Source organism: Arthrobacter sp. zg-Y750, assembly GCF_020907365.1.
Taxonomy (GTDB): domain Bacteria; phylum Actinomycetota; class Actinomycetes; order Actinomycetales; family Micrococcaceae; genus Arthrobacter_B.
This window is the reverse complement of sequence record NZ_JAJJOC010000023.1, coordinates 1-17621: the sequence shown is the minus strand read 5'-3', so window position 1 is coordinate 17621 and position 17621 is coordinate 1. Positions and strand designations below refer to the sequence as shown.

The following is a 17621-nucleotide window of genomic DNA, read 5'->3' as shown; positions in this document are numbered from 1 at the left end:
AATGAACTCCGACGAAACGACATCCCCGGATACCGATCTGCATGCCGTGTTCGGCTACGCCTCCGACCGCGGACTCCGGCGGGAACTCAATGAGGACTCGCTGATTGCCGCAGATCCCATCTTCGCCATAGCCGACGGCATGGGCGGGCACGAGGCCGGGGAGGTGGCGAGCAGTATCTGTGTCCGCACCCTGGGCGACTCCGAGATAGTGGGCAGGCACCTGCCGGAGGTTTCCGCCGAGCAACTCGAGGCACTGTTGCAGGAGGCCGACCGCCGCATCCGCGAAGCCACCGGCGGACGGGCCGGCACAACGCTGACCGGCGCCGTCCTCGTCCGGGAGGCGGGCAATCCATACTGGCTGGTATTCAACGTGGGGGATTCCCGTACGTACCGGCTCAGCCACGGCGTGCTGGAACAGATCACCGTGGACCACAGCGAAGTCCAGGAACTGGTGGACCTGGGCCAGATCACCGCCGACGAGGCACTGGTCCATCCCCGCCGGCATGTGGTGACCCGCGCCCTGGGCACGGGCAACGACTCAGAGGCCGATTTCTGGTTGATTCCGGTGGAACCGGGAGACCGGCTCATGGTCTGCTCCGACGGCCTGACCGGCGAGGTTGCCGACGGGCACATCCTGCAGATCCTGACATCCGTGGGCAGCCCGCAGGACGCCTGCGCCGCCCTGGTGCAGGCAGCCCTGCGTTCAGGCGGGCGGGACAACATCAGCGTTTTGGTCGTGGATGCCGAAGGCGGTCCTGACGTCCACGAATCAGCCGCCATCACGCTGCCGGGAATGTCGATGGAAGAACAGGTCACGTCGCCGCGGCACGCAGCCGGTGCAACGGCCGTCCGCCCCGACGGCGCGGCCCGCGCAGCCGAAGGCGACGCCGAACAGGGAAGGGCCGCAACCTGATGGAGGGGCTCCGCTACCGATCCGGCACCTGGATCTGCTTGGTGCAGGACTCCCTCCTGTGTCTGCTGCCCCCGGATACCGGCGAGGACCGTGTGCAGGAGATCTGGTCCCTGCTCGGCACGAAGCCCGCTTTGGACCGTGTGTTTTCCGCGGTCTCGGGTGGACTGGGCACCAACCTGGCGGACATGCCTGCCTTCGGTGTCCTTTCCCTGGGGGAGCGCCGGCACGTGTTGCTGCGCGGTCCGCTGGAACTGCAGCAGGCCGGTCACAGCGAACCGGCAGCGTCCGGTGAATTCGTCACCACGTGGAGTGAACGTGTCCTCAGCGGGCCCGGTCGATTCACCATGCGCGTCACTGCTCCCGCCGTCGCTGGAGCGCCGGGGGCAGGCATGCTGCTGCCCTTGGAAAGCGGGATAGCACTGGTCTCGGTGCTTGAGTTCGATTCAACGCAGGATGCCGCCCCCCGGGCCGGTGCTCCCGCCCGGAGCCTGCCCGGAGCAGGGGAACCCGGCGAAACGGCGCCTGTTGAGGCAGCGCCTGTCGTTGTGGCGGCTCCGCCTGCTGCAACTGAGCCTGTAGCTGTGGCGGCTGCGCCCGTTCCGCCGGACCCGGCGGTTTCGGCCGGGCATGCCCCCGACGCGGATGTCCGTGAGCCCGGCCGTCACCGGGAAGCTCCGCGGACCCCGGAAGCTGCAGAGGCGGAAAACCCTGACCTCGGACTGACCGTCCGCCCGCCCGAGGAGACCGAGGTGCCGGCGGAAACGGTGGACCCCGGGGACACCCTGCAGCCGACCGCCTCCCTGCAGTCGACCGCCTCCCTGCAGTCGACCGCCTCCCTGCAGACGGCCGCCTCGGCGTCGCCGGCCGGGCAGCTCATCGATTCCGTGCCCTGGCTCCGCAACGGCGCTGCCGCAGCCGCGCCGGCAGCGCCCAAACCGGCCCCCGCTCCTGCACCGCCGGCCCCTGCCCCCGTCCCTGCGCCGCCGGCCCCTGCCCCGTCGGTTCCCGCGGCTGCCACCGGCCTGGACGTACTGGACCTGGACGACGCCGACCTGGACCACGACGGCGACACGATCATGAGCAGCGACCTCGCCAAGGTTTTGCCTCCGCCGGCGCCGGACAGCCGCCCGAACACGGCTCCCACGGTGCTGGCCCGCACCTGCCCCTCCGGGCACGCCAACCCTCCCACCCGGTCTGTATGCGTCCTTTGCGGCCAGCCGCTTGGCGAGGACCCGCAGCCGCTGCCCCGTCCGTCCCTGGGCACGGCAGTGTTTTCCACCGGGCAGGTGGAACCGCTGGACAAGAACATGGTGATTGGCCGGCAGCCTTCAGTGGCCCGTACTCCGGGATCGGTGATGCCGCGCATGGTGCAGGTGCCCAGCAGCGGCGGCGACATTTCACGCTCCCATGCCGAGATCCGCCTGGAAGGCTGGCACGTTATGCTGCGTGACCTGAACTCCACCAACGGGACCGTCATGGTCCGTGAGGGCCAGCTGCCGCACCGGCTAGGCCAGGGCGAGGCCGTGATTGTGCTCGACGGTGACGTGGCGGAGCTCGGCGACGGCGTCTGGGTGCGGTTCGAGGGCCTGGCGTGAACAAAAAGCGGGCTCCCGCACCACCTCCGGAAATTTCCGGCTACCGCTACCTCCGGCATCTCGGTTCGGGCGGCTTTGCCGATGTATACCTTTATGAGCAGGACCATCCCCGGCGCCGGGTTGCTGTGAAGGTACTGCTTTCGGACCTGCGGACGGACAGTGCCAGACGCAGCTTCGAAGCCGAAGCGAACCTCATGGCACAGCTGTCCTCCCACCCCTACATCGTCACCATCTACGAAGCGGACATCACCGACGACGGCCATTCCTACCTGGCCATGGAGTACTGCTCCCGGCCGAGTCTGGATATCCGCTACCGCCAGGGCGGACTGCCGGTGGCGGAGGTACTGACGCTGGGGATCCAGGTGGCTTCCGCCGTGGAAACCGCCCACCGCGCCGGCATTGCCCACCGCGACATTAAACCGGCCAATATCCTCACCACGGACTACAACCGCCCCGCGCTGACGGATTTCGGTATTTCCGGGACCACCGAAGGGGCAGAGGACGAGGACCTGGGCCTGTCCATTCCCTGGTCGCCGCCCGAAGCGTTGGCCGGCGGGCGGGCGGACGGCATCCGGGTGGACGTGTGGGCGCTGGGAGCAACCCTCTACACCCTGCTGGCGGCCCGGTCCCCGTTTGTGGTGCCGGGCCTTGGCAATACCCAGCGGGAGTTGATCGACCGGATCAACAGCCAGCCGCTGCGCCCCACCGGCAGGGCCGACGTCCCGGAATCGCTGGAACTTGCCCTGGCCACGGCCATGGCCAAGGCTCCGGAGTCCCGGTTTTCCTCGGCCTATGCCTTCGGGTTGGCGCTGCAGCGGATCCAAAGCGAACTGAACCTCGCCAACACGCCGTTCGAAGTGCTGGCCGAGCCCGATCAGGCAGAAGAGAGCGGGGAAGAAGAGGACCGCACACGCATCCGCCGTGTGGTCTCGATTGACCCCGGCACTACCGCCCCGCCCCGGCGTGCCCCGCTGCAGCGCCCGTCCGTGCGCGAGCGGCAGGCACCGCAGCCGCCTTCGGCACCGGTCCCGGGGACAAATTCGGGCGGGCCGGCACCCCGGCAGCCGTCGGCCCACCATCCTTCAGTCACTGAGGGAACCGTGCTGCGTTCAGACCTGGCTGGAGCCAACGGTGAGGCAGCACACCCGGTTGCCCTGCAATGGCCCGAGGCTCCTCCGCGGCGCAGGAGCAAGGTCCTGCGCATCACAGCAGTGGCAGCAGCGGCTGCAGCCGTCGGCATTGTGGCTGCTGCCCTGCTCCTGCCGGGTGCGGAACCGAAAAGCGCGCTGCCTACACCGTCGGAGTCGGCCCGGGACGCGCTGGCCGGAAGCGAGGGCACGGTATTGCCGCCGGAATCGCTGACGGCGTCGGTCACCGGGGACGCGGTCGTGTTCGGATGGGAGAACCCGGCACCGCAGGACGGCGATATTTACCTCTGGCGGACGGTCAGCGCCACGGCTAAGGGAGACCTGGTGCGCACCTCCGAGGCGCAGGCCAAGGTGCCGGCGGCGGGGCCGCAAACCTGCATCGAGGTGCAGGTGGCACGGAGCAACGGGAAGTCTTCCGCTCCGGTGGCCTTCTGCGCGCCGCAGTGAGTATGGGGTGTGCAGGCATGGACAATGAGGGGCGGAACGGAACCATGGGGGAACCGTCCGGGCAGCCGGGCAACCGGATGAGGGGGAAAAGCATGGGGGAGCTTGGCATAGAGTACTGCGGCGAATGGTACGAGCCGGAAGAAGGCGGAACGTTCAGCATTGGCCGGGAGGGCGACCTCGCCATTGACGACAACCCCTACCTGCACCGCAAGTTCCTCAGCGTTGCCAAGGACAATGGGATCTGGTGGCTCACCAACATCGGAAGCCGGATTTCTGCCACCATCGCTGATTCCGGCGGAGGCATGCAGGCGTGGCTGGCTCCCGGCGCCAGGATGCCGGTGGTCTTCGAACAGACACGGGTCATTTTCAGTGCCGGGTCCACCACCTACGAGTTTGACGTACACCTCAAGACACCCACGTTCCGGCAGGATCCGCTCAGCGTCGGCGACGGCGGGGAAACCACCATTGGCCCGGTGCTGTTCACCGAGACCCAGAAAGCGGTGATGGTCGCCCTGGCAGAGCCGTTGCTGCGGCGCGACGGCACCGGCTACAGTGCCCTGCCCACCTCTGCCGAAGCGGCCCGCCGTCTTGGCTGGTCGCAAACCCGGTTCAACCGGAAACTGGACAATGTGTGCGACAAACTGGCCCGCGTAGGCGTGGCGGGACTGCGCGGAGAGGAAGGCAAACCGGCGTCGAACCGCCGTGCCCGCCTCGTGGAACACGCAGTGACTTCACAGCTGGTGACCTCGGCAGACCTGCCGTTGCTGGACCAGCTCGCCGAGCGGCCGGAACCGGCGACGGGGCGGCAGTCCCCGGTGCGCGCTGCAGCAGGTCCAGTCCCCGGGGCGGTTTCCCCGGTGAGCCGAACAGCGGCCCGCGGAATGACAAGGAACAGCTAGATGTCTCCAAGCCCGAATCTCGTCAACGCCACAGCAGCACAACGGCTGGGAGCGAAAATCCTCGACGCACTGCCGGTTGCCGCTTTGCTGGCGGCAGCTCCGCTGCTGTTGTCACTGGCCATGCCCGGCCGTGACGCCCTGCCCGTAGGTTTCGCCGCCGGAGGAGCACTCGCGGGCGGCTTTGCCCTCTGGCTGTGGATCTGGGAAGCAGGAACCGGGAAGACCCCCGGAAACCTGGCCATGGGCATCCGGACCACCAGTGAAGACGGGCGGGCTCCCGGCCTGATACCCGTCCTCTTGCGCAACGTGCTCCTGGCCCTGTCAGGTATCACCGTGGCCGGCCCCGTGGTGCTGCTCCTCTCCAACCTCTGGGACCGGAACAGCCAGCGGCAGGGATGGCACGACAAAGTGGCCCGGACCCTGGTGGTGGACGTCCGGGCAGGCCGGGATCCGCTGCTGACCGGCGGGCTCCATACAGCCGCCGGGGCGGGGCGGACCAGTCCGGCCGGTTCCCTTGCGTCGGCTGGTCCCCTTGCATCCACCGCTGTCCCGGGGCCGGGCCCGTTGACGTCCGTTCCCGGTCTCTCCGCCGCCGCACAGCCGGCCCAAGGCCGGCACCAGGCTGCCGCACCCCAGTTCCAGGCTGCCCCCGTCGCGGCTCCGCAGTACCAGGCACCGCAGTACCAGGCGCAACAGTTCCAGGCGCCCGCGGCCCAGGCCGTCCCGGCACCCCCGGCCGCACAGAGCATGCCGTTCCAGTCGGTACCCGTGCCGGCGTCAGCACCGACACCCGCGCCGGTACCCGCCCCGCCGGGAGTGCATCCGGACGAGGAACTGGAAATGACCCGGGTGGCCCGTCGCCGCCGTTCCGCCGGCATCAGGATCCGCTTTGATGACGGCAACTCCTCGGTCATCACGGGCACCGCCCTGCTGGGCCGCAATCCGGGCCCCAAGCCGCAGGAGACAGCGGATCAACTGCTTGACTTTGCCGATATGGGCCGTTCAGTATCCAAGACGCATCTGCATCTGCAGGCCGACCCGAACGGCATCTGGGTGACTGACCGCAACTCAACTAACGGAAGCGCCGTCGTAACCGTCCAGGGGCTGCGCGAGGAACTCGAACCGGGCCGTCCGGTCCTGGCTCCGCCCGGCAGCACGGTCTTTTTCGGCGACCGCAGCTTCACGGTCGCTCCGGTCTAGTTACCGGCACGGGCTTTAGCGGTGGGGTGTTACCGGCCCGGCACAGCGCCGGGCTCACCGGCGCCCAGTGCAGCGGCGAGCACGGCGTAGGCCTCCACGGGATGGACACGCCCGGCAAGCGGTTCGGCGGGGTATTCCACCACCAGGGACTGCAGGGGCGCTCCGCCGGTGAGCCGCGACCCCTCTCCGGCAGCAGCCAGTGCCCGCTCGGGCCCGACGCCGGCCAGCGCCTCCGGGCCGAAAAGTGCGCAGCGCGGCACCACCAGGCCGGTGAAGCGCGCCGGCCGGTTCAGGTTGTGATAGCCGATGCCCTGGCCCAGAACCGCTGTGCGGGCGCGGGCCCGGTGGGCGCCGTCCGCGAAACGTTGCACCTGCTCCGGGCTGAGCGGATCCGGGCTGGCGGCCAGCAGCTCAATGCTTTCCAGGACCCCCCGTGAAGTCCGCTCCACGGTCATCACGCCGATGGAGCCGGCCGAAGCACGGCCCTTGGCCTCCTGCCGCACGGCGGAGCCCACCACCTCGAGCCGGGTGGCGTTGGGGGAGCGGTCATAACAGAACGCCGAGGCCGCGTCCACGTTCCACGGCTCGCTGACTGGTTCGCAGACGCCCCAGCCGCGCGGCGGCAGGCCGGTTACGGCGGCGAAAATCTGCTCGGTGAAGCTGCCGGCCCGGGTCCGGTAGGACGCCGGATGCAGGGTGGCGGCACGAACGTGTACGTAACCTGTCTGGTTCGGCTCCACGGCCAGGAATTCCTCCGCCAGGGAATCCTTCGGAGTGAGGGAAACATCGGACCAGTCATATTCGCGTCCGGTCATCCCGTTATAGAGGGAACCCCCGGAGCCGGTTACCAGCCACTGGCCGCCTCCGGTGCCCAGCAGCTCGGCGAGCGGCAGGGTGATCCGGGTACTGCCAGGGGTAAGCAGCACAAAGTCCAGGCCAGCCGCAGCGGCGGCAGTGTGGGCGCGCAGCACCCAGGGGGTCAGGGCGGCCACGGGCTTGTCCTGGAACAGGACGGCGCTGGAACCAAGCACCAGGTCGAAGCTGGCCTCAGACATTGTCGGCGTCCGTAAAGGGGGCTATGACGACGCCGCAGCACAGGCCGGCCAGGACATGGCTGAACCGGTCGGCGAGTTCATCCGTGGCGGGCTCCCCGCCCATGGCATGGATCTCCTGCCACCACAGGGGGTCATCCGGGTGCCCGTTGCCCCCCGGTGCGAAGAGGGCAGGCACTGCCGCTCCGGCCGGGGCGCTGACGGGTGCACCGGTCAGCAGCCGCAGGGCTTCCTCAGGTACCCGGACCAGGCGGGGCAGCTCCAGGGCAAGCAGGACCGTTCCGTCGTCGTCGAGTACCGCAAGCATATTGCTGTCCGCCCCCTGCCGGAGGGTGAGGTGGGGCATGGTCGCCACGAGCGAATCCACCACCCGCTGCTGCGTGGGTTCCTCCACCCCCAGAACCGTCCAGTCCCGGCTCACCGGGGCACTCCTGCCGACGGTGCTCCCGCGGCCAGGGCCTCGTCGGCGGTTTCGTTCCAGAACAGCTGCAGGGTTTGCACCGGCCGTCCGGGCTGGACCAACTGGGCCCGTCCCGGCGGCAGTGCCCGGGCACGGACACCGTTGATCAACGTCCCTTCACCGCGGTCACCGGACAGGATGAGGGCCGCGGCACCGGAATCCCGCAGTGCGGTGAAGAAGGACTCGTACATGCCCCGGCTGGCGCCGCGCACGCGCCGGGAAAGTATCCCGTGCAGTCCGATCTCCGGCGCCAGCGGGAGGAAGGGCGTCAGCCTGGCAAGCGGGGAGGAGCCGCCGGCAGTAAGCACGTCATAGTCATCGATCACCAGGACCACCCGGGGGAGGGCTGCCACTTCCTCCGGGGTGGCGTTGACGCGCTTCTGCAGTTCGCCGGCCACGGCAGAGGCCAACTGCTCGGCCAGGGCGGCGCTGGTCGCATAGCCGCCCAGGTAGGCGTCGGGGACCTCGTCGGCCAGGGTGCGGCGCGGATCGAAGACGGCAAAGACAATGTCGTCGGCGTCGTGCTGGGCCACCATGCGCCGGATCACCGAGCGCATCACGTTGGTCTTGCCGGCGCCGTCGTCGCCCATCACCACGAGGTGACGTTCCTTGCTGTGCAGGTCCAGCAGTTCGGTGCCGAGGTCGGTTTCGCGTTGCCCCAGCGGCACCGTGGCGGGCGCTGCGGGGGTGGGCGCGACGTCGGCGTCCACCACGGCTGGGAGCACGCGTACCTGCATGGCGCGCTCGTCGGTGGACGCGGAGACCGCTTCCACCAGATCGCGCATACCGCCTACGGCGGTGTCCTGGTCAGGGTTGGAATCGATACGGGGCAGGGCGAAGTGGCCCTGCAGCTTGCGGTCGGTCATGGACCGCCCGGGGGTGCCCGGGCTCACCGACTCCGCCAGCTTGCGGCCGTGGGCGGATTCCCCGGGATCGGACAGACGAAGTTCCACCCGGTTGCCGAAGAAGCTCTGCTGGGCAATCCGGATTTCATTCATCCGGGAGCAGGTCACCACCACGTGGATGCCGTATCCGCCGCCGCGGCCGATCAGGGCGTGCACGGACTTCTCGATTTCCTCGAACTCGTCGGAGAGCTGCCCGTAGCCGTCCAGCACCATCACTATGTCGGCGCTGGGCAGTTCGGGGATGCTGCCCTGGGCGCAGAGCCGGCGCAGGGTGGGCAGCGAATCGATTTGGTACTTCTCGAAAATCCTTTCGCGCTGCGAGAGCATGGCCAGGATTTCATCGACCGTGCGGCGGACCACCTCCCGGTTGGTGCGCACGGCCACGCCGCCCACGTGGGGCAGGCCTTCCAGCGGAACCAGTCCGCTGCCGAGCAGGTCCACGGCGTAGATGCCCACCTCGGCGGGGCTGTGGGTCAGGGACAGGCTCGCCACGATGGTGCGCAGCGCGGTGCTTTTACCGGTCTGCGGCCCGCCGACAATGGCGGCGTTCCCGCCGTTGGCTGTGAGGTCCAGTTCCCAGATGCCCTGCCACTGCTTGGCGGGGTCATCCAGCAGGCCTACGGGGATTTTCAGCCCGCCGCCGGTGGCCAGCCGGATGCCCTGGCTCGTGACGTCCAGGCCGCCGGCGGCTGTATCCAGGGCAATGCCGCCGGGCAGCGGGGGAAGCCAGATGGGAGCGACGGCGCGCGGGAACTTGGCCAGCGTGTCCATCAGGGTGGAGAGCACGGTCGGGCCGGTGGTCCGCTTGGACCCGGAGGTGGACGCCGGTTTGCCCGCGTCGGTCCGGGCGGCGGCCGCGTCCTGGAGCGTGGCCGCGTAGCGCGGCACCTGAAGGACGGCCTGCTGCCCGGCGTCGTTGGTCTGCGGCTCGTCTTCTTCGTCTTCCATTTCCAGGGGCCCGGAAACGTAACCGGCCTTGAACCGGGTGTAAGTGGTGGTGTCCACCTTCAGGTAGCCGAAACCGGGCACCGGCGGCAGGTGGAACGCGTCGGGGGTGTCCAAGACCGTCCGGGATTCCGCCTCGGACAGCGTGCGCAGGCCGATGCGGTAGGACAGGTAGGTGTCCAGGCCGCGCAGCTTGCCGCCTTCGATCCGCTGGCTGGAGAGCAGCAGGTGGACGCCGATGGACCGGCCGATCCGGCCGATGGACAGGAACAGCTCGATGAAGTCAGGGCGGGCGGTGAGCAGTTCACCGAACTCATCGATGATCACCACCAGGTGGGGCAGCGGGGCGAGGTCCTTGCCCTGGGCCAGCAGTTCCTGCCGGTGCAGCTGGTAGTCGGTGATGTTGGCCAGGTTGCCGGCGTCCTTGAGGACTTCCTGGCGGCGCTGGATTTCACCGGACAGGCTGGCGTAGACCCGCTCGATCAGGCTGACGTCGTCCGAGAGGTTGGTGATGACACCGGTGACCTGGGGGGCGTTGGCGAAGGGGGCGAAGGTGGCGCCGCCCTTGTAGTCCACCAGCACCATGGCCAGCACTTCGGGGGAGTGGGTGGCCAGCAGGCCAACCACCAGGCTGCGCAGCATTTCCGATTTTCCGGAACCGGTGGCGCCCACGCACAGGCCGTGCGGGCCGTGGCCGAACTGTGCGGATTCCTTCAGGTCCAGCAGGGCCGGGCGGCCGCGGTCATCGGGACCGAGCGGAACCCGAAGGAAGTCCACCTCGCCGCGCGGCTTCCACAGCCGGCGGATGTCGGCTTCGTCCAGCCGCGGGGACAGGCCGAGCATTTCCAGGAAGCCTTCGGAGCTTTCGGAGGAATCGTGTTCCAGGGAGTCGGGCGAGAGCCGCAGCGGGGCGAGGGTGCGGGCCAGCGCGTCGGCCAGCGGGACCGGAAGCAGGTCCAGGGTGCCGGCCTCGATCACGGGCTCCACGGGATCGGCGCGGAAGTTTTCCACCCGGAACCCCTCGCCCTCTTCGCTGATGCGGATGGCTACCTCGCCGGGCTCTTCCCGGCGTTCCCGGACCAGGAACAGCGTGGTGATGCCCAGCGTGCCGGGAGCGGCCTGCTTGTCCGGGACGGCCAGTTCCACTGGCAGCTCGCCGTAGGAGTCGGCCACCACCAGCAGGCGGGGCAGGGCGGTGCCGACGCCGCCGCGCAGGAAGTTCTTCCGCGATTCGGCGGCCAGTGTGGACCGTCCGTGCAGGTCCGCTGCGAGCAGGTCGGAGAGGGTGTCCATGGACGGCGCGAGGCGGCGCACCGGACCCGTGCGGTGCGCGGCTTTTTGGTCCGCCAGGTGCGGCAGCCAGGTGGCCCATTCCCAGTTGTCCCGTTCGGCGTCGGGCACGGCCAGCGCCACGTGCAGGTCTTCCGGGGAGTGGAACGCCGCACCCTGCACCAGCAGCAGCCGGGCTACGCGCAGCACGAATTCCCGCGAGCCCACAATGCTGACGTTCCCGGCGCAGTCCAGCGGCACGGTCAGGGGAAGATCGGGGCTGGATTCATACCGCCGCTTGAGGATTTCCACCTCGGTGGTCATGAAGGTGTCACCCTGGGCCACCGCGGAACCGGAGTTCGTGATCTGCACTTCACGGTTCTGGCGGGGTCCGGTGCCGATGCGTACATCGAGGAAGTCTTCGTTGTGGCGGCGCCGTTCCCACAGCCGCCTCGTGTTGCGGACAATGTCGAACAGGGCTTCCGGTGGCGGGCTGGCCACCCGGGCCACCTTCGCGGCGTCGTGTTCCTCGGTCCGCAGGGTGGCGCGGCAGCGCTCCAGGTATTCGAGGTAGTTTTCCCGCTGGTCCTTGCGCTGGCGGCCCTGCTTGCCCCGCTGGCTGACCATCATGATCACGGACGCCAGGATGGTCACGATCATCATCAGGGCGCCGACGGCGGCCAGGGGCGAGCCACGGAAGAGCATCATCACGGTCATGGACACGCCAGCGCCGAGCAGCGGCACCAGCGACATCATGTTCATGCCGCCCTTGCCCTGTTCCATCTGCGGCGGGGCATCCATGGTGAACGGTTCCAGCCCGCGGGCAGGCGCGGTGGTGCGTGCCGGCCGGTGGATTACCCGGGTGCTCATGCCGATGCCCTTGCCAGGACTCCGGCCGCGAGGCCGGCGGCCTCCAGCCGGGTGCGGCGGGCCAGCAGCCCCAGACTGATCTCCACTCCTGCCGCCAGGTGCCGGTCATACCCCAGGCCGACGGCGTCGATCCCGGCCCGGGCGAGCCGGCGCGCTTCGACGTCTGCCCGGAACGGCCCGTCGGGCAGCGTCTGCACCACCACCACCAGCAGCGGCTTGGCGGCCAGCGCCGGGTCGCGTCGCCAAGCGGCGGCATAGGATGCAGCGTCTTCGAGCCCGGCCACCGAGGCGGGGGTGGCGAAAACGGCCAGGTGTGACTGGCCGAGGGCCCAGCGCGTGGCTGGCAGGTCCGGCCCGGTGCCGCAGTCCAGCACGGTGATGGGGCAGTACCGGGAGACGGCCAGCAGGAGTGCGCTGGCGGCGCCGTCGCCGGCAGGACGGGGAAGGGTGCCCCGCCGGCCGGTCACCAGGAGGTTGCCGGGGCCGGCCTGGGTCAGCAGGGCGGCCAGATCGGACAGTGAGGAGGGCTGGCGGCGGGCGAGCTGCTCCGCTGCGGCATCCAGCGACGGCGCGTCGGGCGCCCCGGTGCGCAGCGCCAGCGTTCCGCCGGCCGGAGCGTTGTCCAGGACCGTGACGGCGTCGGTGCGCATGGAGGCGTACACGGCGCCCAGTAGGGCGGCCACCGTGGTTTTCCCGGCGCCGCCGCGCGAACCGATGACGGCTATCCGGCGGCCCGTGGACACCGGCACCTGGGCGCCGGCGGCTGCCTCCGCCAGCCGGCGGGGATAGTCGTCCCCGCGGAAGAGGTTTCCGGCGGTGCCCAGGGCGCGGCGGACCGGCCCTTCGGCAGGCCGGGTCTTCAAGGTGCGGCGCAGGCGCTGCGGCGTGGACTCGAAGCCGTCAGCGGTGGCGATGCCCGGGGCTCCGTAGGCGGCGGGAGCGGCGTTTGGCGGTTGGGTCATGACAGGTGTCCTCCACCGGCAGCAGCTGCCGGATCAGCGGTGCGGAAGGTAATGGGTGCCTGCGGTGCGGGCAGCATCAGAAACTGCCCAGCAGCTGGCTGAAGATGCCGAACAGGCCGATGACCAGGGGCACCGAGGCCAGGATGGCCAGGGTCTCCAGGCGCTTCGCCAGCAGCCGCAGCCTGGCCTCGGTGTGGTCCGGCAGGTTCAGGGTGAGGCTCACGGCGATCCCTGCGGCCAGGATCAGCACGGCCAGGCCGGTCAGCCAGGGCCGGTCCGCGAAGAAGTGCAGTGACGCGGCGGCAAGTGCAACTACGCCAACGCCGGAGGCCGCGTAGAGCGAGATTCGTTCCGCGGCCAGCGGGAAGGAGCGGGCCCGCAGGAACACGGCCAGTGTCAGGGCCAGCAGCAGCGGCAGCGTCCATTTCTGGTGCGCCGTATCGGTTCCAAGGACCCACAGGCCCAGGGCAATGGACAAGGCGGTGAGGACGGTGCCCAGGGTGAGGCCGCGGTGGGCGCCGGCTACGGCTTCGAGGGCGTCGGTCCGGCCGATGGTACCGCCCTTTGCGCGCTGGTCATCCAGGGTGGCCAGGCCGGAGGTGGCCAGTGCCAGCTTCGGCAGCAGCCCCAGCAGCAGGACGCTGGCCACTGAGGCCAGCGCGGCCGCGCGTGCCGGTTCCTGGGAAACAAGCCCGGCAACCGCCCAGACGCCGGCGGCCAGGGCGAGGGTGCCGGCTCCGGTAAACAGGGCCCGCGGATTGGCCGCGCTCAGGCCCATGCCGACCAGGGTCAGGACGGACAGGGCTGCCAGCAGCAGGGCGGTGCCGCTTAACGGCAGATCTGCGCGCAGCAGGGCGCCGAAGCCGAGCAGCCAGCCGGCGCCCTGCATGGTGGGCCCGATGGCGGAGGTCCGGGGCGGCCGCGCGGCAGCGGTCCCGGCAACCAAAAGGATCAGGGATGCTGAGAGCAGCAGCCACCAGGCGTCGCCGGGCGCCAGGGCAGCCAGCAGCAGTTCGGCACCGGCCCATAGCCCGACGGCGGCGGACACCCCGGCGGTCAGGTCGCGGAACCGGTCGGTCCAGCGGCCAGCGACGGCTTCGGTTTCGTGAACCACCAGGTCGGTCACGTCGTACACCACCGGAGCCGGCGGTGCTTCGGACGCGTTGGTGAGCATCAGGGAGGAACCGTCGGCAACCTCGGCGCTGCTCAGCGTGGCTTCCGCGGAGAGTTCGGTGCCGTCCGGTCCCACCAGTACCTTGGCCGCCACTTCGTCGGCCGGGGGATCGTTGAGCATTTCCAGTACCTGCGGCATCAGTGCGCCGACGGGCTGGTCGGAGGGCAGCAGCAGGTCCAGGTGTCGCCGGGAACCAATCAGGGTCACTCGGGTGAAGGCATGCGCCATGGCGGCTAGGATCCTGTCTGCGCTGGGAAGGAAAGGCGGAAGCTGCCCGCGGCGGGGCCGGCGTCGTAGTCCATGGGATGAAAGGCAGCCGAGCTTTGCTGCTGACGCTGCTGTTCCTGTTTCTGCCGGTTCTCCTCGAGCAGGTTGCTCACAAAGGAGTACCCCACACAGACCGCCGCGATCACCGCGGCAGCGGCCACACTGAACAGGAACAGGCGGACACTGTCCACCCAGCGCCGCTCGTTCTCGTTTTCGCCGTAGAGCAGGGCAGTCAGCAGCCGGTTCCGGCGCACGGCAACGGATTCGATCAGCTGATTGTCATAGTCGCTCGCCAAAATAAGTCCCCCCACCACATGGACAAGTACCGGACATATCCTTACACGATCCGGGAGCGGTCTGCGTCACACGCGCCGGGGCGCCGTCGCCGAAGACAAGCGCAGGGGTTGCCGTACGTTGTGCCTGCCATGCCCCGGGTGCTAATGCTTGAGGGGACCAGCACCCGCAATTCGCCCCAGTGAAGGAGCACAACATGAGCACCAACCCGGAGACTGAAGAACGCCGGCTCGACGACTGGAGCAGGCGCCTGACCCAGGCACTGCAGATCCTGGACCTGGAGGTGGATACCCCCATGCTGCTGGAGCTGGGGAGGAAATCCGAAGAGACGGTCGGAGGCGGCGCGGACATCATCAGCGGTTTCGTGGTGGGCTATGCCGCCGGACTGACCAAAACCAGTGGACGGAAGTCGGCGGAGGCAGCGGTGCAGAAGGCGGCGGACACCGCCTTCCAGTTGGCCGAGACAGGCCTGGAAGGGCCGGACAACCCCGGGTGGAAGGGCTCCGCCCAGTAATTCCTGCGGCCGCATCACAGACACGAGGGCTGAACCGCCGCGGCGGTTCAGCCCTCGTCCGTTGTATCTCCGGAACGTTAGGCAGGTGCTGCCGCGCGCCGCATCTTGTCCTCGGGACCGGCGGCAGCATGGGCCGCGGGTTCCACCCGGACCACCACCGTCTTGGACACCGGGGTGTTGCTGCCCTCGGCCACATGGTCCAGCGGCACCAGCACATTGGCTTCGGGATAGTACGCCGCCACGCAGCCCTTGGGGGTGGGATAGGAAACCACGCGGAAGTTGCGCAGCACCCGCTGGACGCCGTCGTGGTGCACGCCGTGGATATCAACGTACTGGCCGTCCGCCAGGCCCAGTTCCGTGATGTCCTCGGCGTTCAAGAACAGCACGTGCCGGCCGCCTTTGATGCCGCGGTAACGGTCATTGTGGCCGTAGATGGTGGTGTTCCACTGGTCGTGGGACCGCATGCTCTGCAGCAGCAGGGTCCCGGCCGGGCGCTTCACCGCTTCCAGGTCATTAACCGTCAGGATGGCCTTGCCGGTGGGCGTGTTGAAGGTCCGGGAGTCCCGGGGACCGTTGGGGAGCACAAAACCGCCCTCGTGCCGGATGCGCTCGTTGTAGTCCTCGCAGCCTTCCACCACCCGGGAGATGTGGTCGCGGATCAGGTCGTAGTCCTTTTCGTAGCCTGCCCAGTCGGCGTCGATCCGGTCGCCGATCACCATGGCTCCGAGCCGTGCGATGACGGCGGGTTCGGAGAGCAGGTTCTTGGAGACGGGCTCTACCCCGCCGTGCGAAGCGTGGACCACGCAGACGGTGTCCTCTACGGAGACGAACTGGCGGCCGGTCTCCTGGACGTCTATCTCCGTTCGGCCCAGCACCGGAAGGATCAGCGCTTCTTTGCCGGTGACCAGATGCGACCGGTTGAGCTTGATGGACATCTGGACGGTCATGTCCGTCTTCTCCATGGCCGCCTCGGCGAACTGCGTGTCCGAGATGGCCGAAACCAGGTTGCCGCCCAGCGCCATGAAGAATTTGATCCTCCCGTCCTGCATCTGCAGGAAGGTCTCGACGGCGTCGGCTCCGTGGTCGCGCGGCGGGTCGAAGTTGAACTCCTTGCCCAGCGAGTCAAGGAAGGCCGGCGGCATCTGTTCCCAGATGCCCATGGTGCGGTCACCCTGGACGTTGCTGTGGCCGCGGATGGGTGCGGCGCCGGCCCCGGGTTTGCCGATGTTTCCGCGCAGCAGCAGCAGGTTGATGATTTCCTTGATGGTGGCGACACCCTTTTTCTGCTGGGTGATGCCCATCGCCCAGCAAATAATCGCCTTGTCGGCCTTGATGTAGCGCTCGGCCAGCTCGTCAATTTCCTCGGGGCGGAGGCCAGTGGCGGTGAGGACTTCCTCGTCGTCGAGCATGGCCAGGTGTTCCTTGAGGTCTTCGAGTCCCTCGCAGTGCTTCGCCAGGAAGTCGTGATCCAGGACGGAGCCGGGGTTTTTCTCCTCGGCCTCGAAGACGCGCTTGGAAATGGCCTGGAGCAGGGCCATGTCCCCGCCGAGCTGGATCTGCAGGAACTGGTCCGCCAGCTCGGTGCCCTTGCCGGCGATGCCGCGCGGTTTCTGCGGGTTCTTGTAGCGGCGCAGGCCGGCCTCGGGCAGCGGGTTCACGGCGACAATGCTGCCGCCGTTGCGCTTGCACAGTTCCAGGGCGGTGAGCATCCGGGGATGGTTGGTGCCCGGGTTCTGGCCCATCAGGATGATCAGGTCCGCTTGGCCGAAATCGTCATAGGTGACTGTGGCCTTGCCGATGCCGATGGTCTGGCCCATGCCCCATCCTGAGGATTCGTGGCACATGTTGGAGCAGTCGGGCAGATTGTTGGTGCCGAAGGCGCGCACGAACAACTGGTAGAGGAACGCGGCCTCGTTGGACGTACGTCCGCTGGTGTAGAACGCCGCCTCATGCGGGGATTCCAAGGCCTTAAGCCGGTCCGCAACAATGGTCAGCGCCTCGTCCCAGCTGACCGGCCGGTAGTGGTCCTCGCCCGCCGGCTTGTACAGCGGCTCGGTCAGGCGGCCCTGCATGCCGAGCCAGTATTCGGTGCGTCCGCGCAGTTCAGTGAGGCTGTGCTCGGCCCAGAATTCGGAAGAGATCACTACAGGGGTAGCTTCCCAGGTGACGGCCTTGACGCCTTCTTCGCAGTACTCAAAGGGGCTGCGGTCCTTGGGATCCGGCCACGCGCAGCTGGGGCAGTCGAAACCGTGCTTCTGGTTCATCCGGAACGTGGTTCCCAGCGCCCGGGCAAGCCCCATGTGCTCGATGGCGGGTTTCATGGAGTGGTAGACCGCAGGCATACCCGCAGCCCATTCCTTGGGCCCCTTTTCGACCTTGATGTCCTTTTCGTTGACGTCTTCTATCCGGGGTTCTTTCCTGGCCACGCCGCACTTCCCTTCATCGCTCCGTTGCAGGTCCACCCGGGCGGCAGTGTTCCGGCACGGGGTTCTCCTACCTACAGGCCTAGCAGCCGCGGGCCGCCGCTGCAAGCACGGCGGGTCCGGACGGACGACAGCGGCGACGGCGCCGTGCGTCCGGGGGATGGGCGGGGGATGGGTAGTTCTGCCCATGTGTTTTCCTTGACCGGTTTTGTTTTGGTGGGTTTGATAGGGGTTACCGGCAAGCGGAAAGGGATTTACCTGTTGGGGTGAATTCGTCCGGCTGA

At 68.5% G+C, this 17621-nt stretch carries 13 protein-coding genes; 6 read left to right on the top strand and 7 right to left on the bottom strand.

Annotated features, from left to right (window positions below):
- The first annotated feature begins 1 nt into the window (after nucleotide 1).
- The 5 genes from LOC57_RS15055 to LOC57_RS15035 all read left to right on the top strand — a co-directional run bounded on the left by LOC57_RS15055 (nucleotide 2) and on the right by LOC57_RS15035 (nucleotide 6202).
- The gene (locus LOC57_RS15055; protein ID WP_229960721.1) at nucleotides 2-913 is read left to right on the top strand and encodes a PP2C family protein-serine/threonine phosphatase; all 912 of its coding nucleotides are present in this window, start codon (nucleotides 2-4) and stop codon (nucleotides 911-913) included.
- On the top strand, nucleotides 913-2508 hold the full coding sequence (locus LOC57_RS16550; protein ID WP_229960718.1) for an FHA domain-containing protein: 1596 nt from the start codon (nucleotides 913-915) through the stop codon (nucleotides 2506-2508). The genes LOC57_RS15055 and LOC57_RS16550 overlap by 1 nt, the downstream gene beginning before the upstream one ends.
- Complete coding sequence (locus tag LOC57_RS15045) at nucleotides 2505-4103, top strand: serine/threonine-protein kinase (RefSeq protein WP_229960716.1); 1599 nt, start codon at nucleotides 2505-2507, stop codon at nucleotides 4101-4103. Before LOC57_RS16550 ends, LOC57_RS15045 begins: the two co-directional genes overlap by 4 nt.
- Before the next feature lie 92 nt (nucleotides 4104-4195).
- Nucleotides 4196-5002, top strand: coding sequence for a hypothetical protein (locus LOC57_RS15040; protein ID WP_229960714.1), 807 nt, complete (start codon nucleotides 4196-4198; stop codon nucleotides 5000-5002).
- Entirely contained in the window at nucleotides 5003-6202 is a 1200-nt protein-coding gene (locus LOC57_RS15035; protein ID WP_229960712.1) for an RDD family protein, read from the top strand. It begins immediately after the preceding gene.
- Between the two features lie 29 nt (nucleotides 6203-6231).
- Here the strand turns inward: LOC57_RS15035 and LOC57_RS15030 are convergent, their stop codons facing one another.
- From LOC57_RS15030 to LOC57_RS15005, 6 genes are all read right to left on the bottom strand, one after another.
- Complete coding sequence (locus LOC57_RS15030; RefSeq protein WP_229960710.1) at nucleotides 6232-7257, bottom strand: DUF6177 family protein; 1026 nt, start codon at nucleotides 7255-7257, stop codon at nucleotides 6232-6234.
- Nucleotides 7250-7675: a hypothetical protein gene (locus LOC57_RS15025; protein ID WP_229960708.1), complete on the bottom strand. Its 426-nt coding sequence runs from the start codon at nucleotides 7673-7675 to the stop codon at nucleotides 7250-7252. The genes LOC57_RS15030 and LOC57_RS15025 overlap by 8 nt, the downstream gene beginning before the upstream one ends.
- Nucleotides 7672-11703, bottom strand: coding sequence for a type VII secretion protein EccCa (gene eccCa, locus LOC57_RS15020; RefSeq protein ID WP_229960704.1), 4032 nt, complete (start codon nucleotides 11701-11703; stop codon nucleotides 7672-7674). The genes LOC57_RS15025 and eccCa overlap by 4 nt, the downstream gene beginning before the upstream one ends.
- Complete coding sequence (locus LOC57_RS15015) at nucleotides 11700-12665, bottom strand: hypothetical protein (RefSeq protein WP_227914204.1); 966 nt, start codon at nucleotides 12663-12665, stop codon at nucleotides 11700-11702. Before LOC57_RS15015 ends, eccCa begins: the two co-directional genes overlap by 4 nt.
- 76 nt (nucleotides 12666-12741) lie before the next feature.
- Complete coding sequence (gene eccD / locus LOC57_RS15010) at nucleotides 12742-14067, bottom strand: type VII secretion integral membrane protein EccD (protein ID WP_229960702.1); 1326 nt, start codon at nucleotides 14065-14067, stop codon at nucleotides 12742-12744.
- A 5-nt stretch (nucleotides 14068-14072) separates the two neighbouring features.
- On the bottom strand, nucleotides 14073-14402 hold the full coding sequence (locus LOC57_RS15005) for a hypothetical protein (protein ID WP_227914206.1): 330 nt from the start codon (nucleotides 14400-14402) through the stop codon (nucleotides 14073-14075).
- Between the two features lie 194 nt (nucleotides 14403-14596).
- Here LOC57_RS15005 and LOC57_RS15000 point away from each other — a divergent pair, with 194 nt between their 5' ends.
- Nucleotides 14597-14914 (top strand): DUF6457 domain-containing protein, encoded by a 318-nt coding sequence (locus tag LOC57_RS15000; RefSeq protein ID WP_227914207.1) that lies wholly within the window; start codon nucleotides 14597-14599, stop codon nucleotides 14912-14914.
- 77 nt (nucleotides 14915-14991) lie between these two features.
- Here the strand turns inward: LOC57_RS15000 and LOC57_RS14995 are convergent, their stop codons facing one another.
- Nucleotides 14992-17340, bottom strand: a complete 2349-nt coding sequence (locus tag LOC57_RS14995) for an FdhF/YdeP family oxidoreductase (RefSeq protein ID WP_229960700.1) — start codon at nucleotides 17338-17340, stop codon at nucleotides 14992-14994.
- Nucleotides 17341-17621 lie beyond the last annotated feature (281 nt).

Excerpts from the sequence above, each read along its gene's own strand:
- LOC57_RS15055 (WP_229960721.1), top strand. The coding sequence starts at position 2 with ATGAACTCCGACGAAACGACATCCCCGGATACCGATCTGCATGCCGTG.
- LOC57_RS16550 (WP_229960718.1), top strand. The coding sequence starts at position 913 with ATGGAGGGGCTCCGCTACCGATCCGGCACCTGGATCTGCTTGGTGCAG.
- LOC57_RS15040 (WP_229960714.1), top strand. The coding sequence starts at position 4,196 with ATGGGGGAGCTTGGCATAGAGTACTGCGGCGAATGGTACGAGCCGGAA.
- LOC57_RS15035 (WP_229960712.1), top strand. The coding sequence starts at position 5,003 with ATGTCTCCAAGCCCGAATCTCGTCAACGCCACAGCAGCACAACGGCTG.
- LOC57_RS15030 (WP_229960710.1), bottom strand. The coding sequence starts at position 7,257 with ATGTCTGAGGCCAGCTTCGACCTGGTGCTTGGTTCCAGCGCCGTCCTG.
- eccCa (WP_229960704.1), bottom strand. The coding sequence starts at position 11,703 with ATGAGCACCCGGGTAATCCACCGGCCGGCACGCACCACCGCGCCTGCC.
- LOC57_RS15015 (WP_227914204.1), bottom strand. The coding sequence starts at position 12,665 with ATGACCCAACCGCCAAACGCCGCTCCCGCCGCCTACGGAGCCCCGGGC.
- eccD (WP_229960702.1), bottom strand. The coding sequence starts at position 14,067 with ATGGCGCATGCCTTCACCCGAGTGACCCTGATTGGTTCCCGGCGACAC.
- LOC57_RS15000 (WP_227914207.1), top strand. The coding sequence starts at position 14,597 with ATGAGCACCAACCCGGAGACTGAAGAACGCCGGCTCGACGACTGGAGC.